Below are 4,440 nucleotides of genomic sequence, written 5' to 3' on the forward strand. Positions count from 1 at the left end.
GATACTCTTTTTTTGGACATGGTTGTTTTTTTGTTAGTCTCATAAGTTGCAAAAAAGTGTTTAATTTTTTGTCAACCTATTTCAGGAATTGTCAAAAAGAATTATTGTTGTTAACGTTTCGTCGCTTGCGCCAGTGGCGATTTTCGACACAGACGAAAACAAATATACCGAAAAGTTAGAAAGAAAAACTCGATTGAAAGAAAAAAGATTTTCACTAGCGCAATCTGATAAATCCCGAGCCACGCCATTGGTGCAAACGGCTGTTATGCGTTCGGGCTTTTTATAAGATTATCTTTCAATTTTTATCAACTTGATACTATCTTTTGAGTTTCTAAATCCATACAAGTATTCATTTCGGATTTTATATTTTGTTGAGTCAGTTGTCAAATAATATTCGTTTCCTTTTATTTTAAAGTTTCCTTCTAAAAACTCAGTTGTTGAACCTTGATTCGTGCTTTCTGTCATACTAAAAGTACTATCAAGCTTTGAATGTATAATTTCAAAGATTGTATCTTGTCTATTAAACTTCCAACTTTCATATCTTAAGTTTTGATGCCTTTCAATTCCGTTCAAAAATAAGAAGTACATTATGAATGCAGAAACTAAAGAATTGATAACGAATACTTTTGCATATTCCTTTTTGAAAAAATATAAAATCAGAGCAATAACAAGATTTATTATAATTGCAAAAGTAACTATAAACACCAAAGCAATTGACACACTTGGGTCTGGATCATTTTTTTTAACCCAAAACCAAATAATAATAAAATCAATTATTGCAAGGAGAAATATTTTGATAAATAACTTCATTTGTCTTTTTTAGCAGATTTTTTAGCCTGACGCATAACGTTCCCAGGCTTTGCGCTGTTGCGCATTTTAAGACTGGCCTAAACAAATATACCGAAAACTTTGAAAGAAAAAATGTGATTTAAAGAAAAAAGATATTCACTTCCGTTTTCCGAAAAGCCCAAGCGCAGCAATAGCGCAAAACCTGTGTTATACAACGTTATTTATTCTGTTTTATAACTCTTAACTCTTTAATCAAGTAGAAAAATATTATTAAGTGAAAGAAGTTTAATCCAAGAACCCAATTTCCAGTATTTCCAAAAGTATTAAAAAGAAACTCTAAATTGAATACTTTAAAATCCAGTTTTGAAGTTAAATCCATTTCTTTTATAACATATAACGACAAGTCAGGACCTATGATAAGTTTCCACGCAAAACTCATTAATAAAAAAGAAAATGACTGAAGGAAATAAATAAATGACAAGCAATAATAAGACACTCTTAAATGTTTGTTCATTCTGACGCAAACAACTGAAATTATGCAGAGAATACTAACTACAATTTGTATTAATTCTCCAAATTTTGGTAATCTATAAAATAAATTTGCAGTATAAAGTATAAAACAAATTGAGTTGATTATCAAAATTAAATTCAATACTTTATTTTTCATAAATTCGTCGTTTTGTTTTATAATGTTGTATAACGTTCTGTCGCTTGCGCCAGTGGCGGTTTTCGACACTGACGCAAACAAATATACCGAAAAGTTAGAAAGAAAAAACGCAATTGAAAGAAAAAAGATAATCACTTCCGCATTCTGATAAATCCCGAGCTACGTCATTGGCGCAAACGGCTGTTAACAGTAGCTTTTCATTTTAATATTTATATTTCCTTTTCCAAAGCCCAGTTTGATATGGTTCGTTTCCGAGCTTTACAATTTTATGTTTTTTTAATGATTCAAAAGCTTGTTCAAATTTTAAATTGAACAAATTAATAATTTCTATTTCACTTTCATTTTTTGGATAAATTATGAATGATTTTGAAGAATAAAGATTTCTGCCATACCAAAATTCTGAAACTGAATAACCTTTTATGTTTTTCCATTCAAGAGTTATTTTCTGAAACTTCAAAGGTTTATACACTTCAATTTTTCTTTCGTTAATTGCAATGTAAGAAATTTGATTTGAGAGTTGAATATAGAAGAAAATAAAAAAAGATGTTAGTAAAATTATTGGAAGTAATATAAAATAGTTTCCATTAATACTTACTGCTTGAAACATAATTATTATTAATAAAAGAAGAAAAAGTCCAAAAAATAAATTTATTGTAATCCATAAAATTTTTAGAAATGTTCTAGTTTTACTCATAGTTTTTCTGGCTGCTGTTATAAAGTTACTGTTAACGTTCTGTCGCTTGCGCCAGTGGCGGTTTTCGGCACTGACGAAAACAAATATACCGAAAAGTTAGAAAGAAAAAACGCAATAGAAAGAAAAAAAATAATCACTTCCGCATTCCGATAAATCCCGAGCCACGCCATTGGCGCAAACGGCTGTTAGCAAATGCTATTCTTTTACCACACCGTATTTTATTCCATTTAAAAAAAAGAAATTTTTGATTAAATCAATTTTTCCAGTGCAGAATTCACCAAAATTACTTTCATTAAAAATATGATATCCAAGACAAGAAAAACAAATTTCCAAATATTCTATTACATTATCATGTTTGTCTAAAAACACAATTGCATTTCTGGGTTCGTAACAACCAGAGCCAAGGATTGTTCGTTTTTTTTTAGGATTAAAATTAAAATTATAAAGTAAGTCAGACAATTCAATGATTTTGGGCAATTCGAGAGTTTTAATTTCCTTTAAGTTTCTAGAATTCAATTTTTCTCCAATTCGCGCAATAGTATCAATGATTGGTTTTTTTTCAGTTCCATCTTCGTCAATAATAATTGTGTTTTCATAAACAAAAGAAACTAATTGAATTTTAACTGTTTCATTTAAAGGGAAAATATTCGCTAATTTTTCAAAAGGAGTATTTTTTGTTTTTTTACAATTATAATCAGGATTAGAATCGTTAATTATTGATTCAGATTTTTGTGTAAAACCTAAATTTGAAGCTAAAAGTATCAAAAAAATTAAATTTTTCATGAGTAACATTTTATAGTTTTTGCTAACGTTCCGCGGCTTAAAGAATTGGCGATTAACCAAGACCAAGCCTTTACAAATGTAACCAAAACTTTAAAATAATAACCTTTCCGATTTCAAATAAATCCCGTGCCTCGCCATTTCTTGAAACCGCTGTTAGCAGTAGTTTTTCTATTTCCAAAATTCCCACCACTTTTTTGTTGCTGAATTTGAGTTTTGCATTTTTTCAATCTTCAATAATTTTTCTAGTTCACTAGGTAAATAATCCCAGTCATCTGAAGTTTCAGAATCAGAGATAAAACCTTCAAAATATTTCTCAATTATAATTTTCTCCATCTTACTTTTGTCAGTAGCAATTAGAAAATAGAAATTATCCCATCCAATTGAAAATAATATTTCTTTGTCGTAAGAATAAATATAATAATCACTATAACTAATTTTTTCTAAAAACTCATATTCTGTCAATTCATTTAAGTTTACTGAGTTGCTGTTTTCATAAAACTCATCAATTATTACTATCTCATTTTTATCAAATAATTTGAAAGTCTTGTAAATTGCTATCTTTGAAAAAATGTCAAAATAATTTTCTGTCGGATGCCAAATGTTGTTTTTTGCTGTAAATGAATTTAATTTTTCACATAATTCAGGTTTTCTGAAAATTGGTCTTAATGCGCCTATAGAAGTTTTAAGTGCTTTATTAAGTTCTGTAGCATCTTTTAGTTTTGCTTCTTTTATTATGGTTTCCCATTTAATGATTTCACCACTGTTGTATATTTCTAAATCTTTCGGATAATCTTCATTATTATAACTATAAATTTCAGCATTTGGAGCTTTAATATTATTTAATATTTCCAATTCTTTTTTTGCGTCTTCAAAAGTTATTTTTTCAGATTTACTATAGTTTTTTGTGCTAGATGTTTGATTTTCGACTTTAAAAAATGGTAAATAAGCAATAAAAACAGAGTCATAAAAATCTTTGAAATGTTCATTTATTTTTTTTCCGTGTGGATAAATATTTTGCTCTTTAAAGATGTCGTTCATAAAATTACTGCTAACGTTTCTCGGCTTCAAGAAGTGGCAATGAACCAAGACCAAGCCTTCACAAATATAAACAAAACTTTAAATTAAAAACCTTTGCTATTTCAAATAAATCCCGAACCTTGCCATTTCTTGAAACCGATGTTAGCGAATAGGCGTTAAAATTCAGATTTTGTTTAAAAATGAATTTGAACGCAATCCAATTCCGCGAAGTTATTCCACGCAGTCTAATTCCGCAATTTATTCCACGAAAGATAGATTTTCCATTACCATTAAATTTTCCACGAAAGAAATCCGCATTAAGTTTTCAGACAAAGTTCAGTTAAAATTCTATTAAAAATCTCAGATAAAATAGAGTAGAAGTAGAGTTGAAAAACTCAATGAAATTGAGTTTTTATTTGCAAAACCACGCTTTTCGCTAACGTTTCGTCGCTTGCGCCAGTGGCGATTTTCACTCACTGACGAAAACAAA

General features: G+C 28.9%; 6 protein-coding genes. 1 reads left to right on the top strand and 5 read right to left on the bottom strand.

Annotated features, from left to right (window positions below; all coding sequences use genetic code 11):
* Positions 1-88: 88 nt before the first annotated feature.
* A complete protein-coding gene (locus tag ACODSI_RS14845; protein WP_488917638.1) occupies positions 89-286 on the top strand; it encodes a hypothetical protein in 198 nt (65 codons plus the stop codon).
* Between the two features lie 2 nt (positions 287-288).
* On the opposite strand, the gene ACODSI_RS14850 is transcribed toward ACODSI_RS14845, so the two are convergent.
* The 5 genes from ACODSI_RS14850 to ACODSI_RS14870 all read right to left on the bottom strand — a co-directional run bounded on the left by ACODSI_RS14850 (position 289) and on the right by ACODSI_RS14870 (position 3,971).
* Positions 289-810 carry a hypothetical protein gene (locus tag ACODSI_RS14850; protein WP_488917639.1) on the bottom strand — a complete coding sequence of 174 codons (522 nt, stop codon included), beginning with the start codon at positions 808-810 and terminating at the stop codon, positions 289-291.
* A gap of 196 nt (positions 811-1,006) precedes the next feature.
* The gene (locus ACODSI_RS14855; RefSeq protein WP_488917640.1) at positions 1,007-1,456 is read right to left on the bottom strand and encodes a hypothetical protein; all 450 of its coding nucleotides are present in this window, start codon (positions 1,454-1,456) and stop codon (positions 1,007-1,009) included.
* 202 nt (positions 1,457-1,658) lie between these two features.
* Positions 1,659-2,150 carry a hypothetical protein gene (locus tag ACODSI_RS14860; RefSeq protein ID WP_488917641.1) on the bottom strand — a complete coding sequence of 164 codons (492 nt, stop codon included), beginning with the start codon at positions 2,148-2,150 and terminating at the stop codon, positions 1,659-1,661.
* Positions 2,151-2,345: 195 nt separating this feature from the next.
* A complete protein-coding gene (locus ACODSI_RS14865; protein ID WP_488917642.1) occupies positions 2,346-2,933 on the bottom strand; it encodes a hypothetical protein in 588 nt (195 codons plus the stop codon).
* Between the two features lie 168 nt (positions 2,934-3,101).
* Complete coding sequence (locus ACODSI_RS14870) at positions 3,102-3,971, bottom strand: DUF2711 family protein (RefSeq protein WP_488917643.1); 870 nt, start codon at positions 3,969-3,971, stop codon at positions 3,102-3,104.
* Between the last annotated feature and the right edge of the window lie 469 nt (positions 3,972-4,440).

This window comes from Flavobacterium sp. FG139 (assembly GCF_057809695.1).

Coding starts and splice junctions, on each gene's coding strand:
- ACODSI_RS14850 (WP_488917639.1), bottom strand. CDS start 810: ATGAAGTTATTTATCAAAATATTTCTCCTTGCAATAATTGATTTTATT.
- ACODSI_RS14855 (WP_488917640.1), bottom strand. CDS start 1,456: ATGAAAAATAAAGTATTGAATTTAATTTTGATAATCAACTCAATTTGT.
- ACODSI_RS14860 (WP_488917641.1), bottom strand. CDS start 2,150: ATGAGTAAAACTAGAACATTTCTAAAAATTTTATGGATTACAATAAAT.
- ACODSI_RS14865 (WP_488917642.1), bottom strand. CDS start 2,933: ATGAAAAATTTAATTTTTTTGATACTTTTAGCTTCAAATTTAGGTTTT.
- ACODSI_RS14870 (WP_488917643.1), bottom strand. CDS start 3,971: ATGAACGACATCTTTAAAGAGCAAAATATTTATCCACACGGAAAAAAA.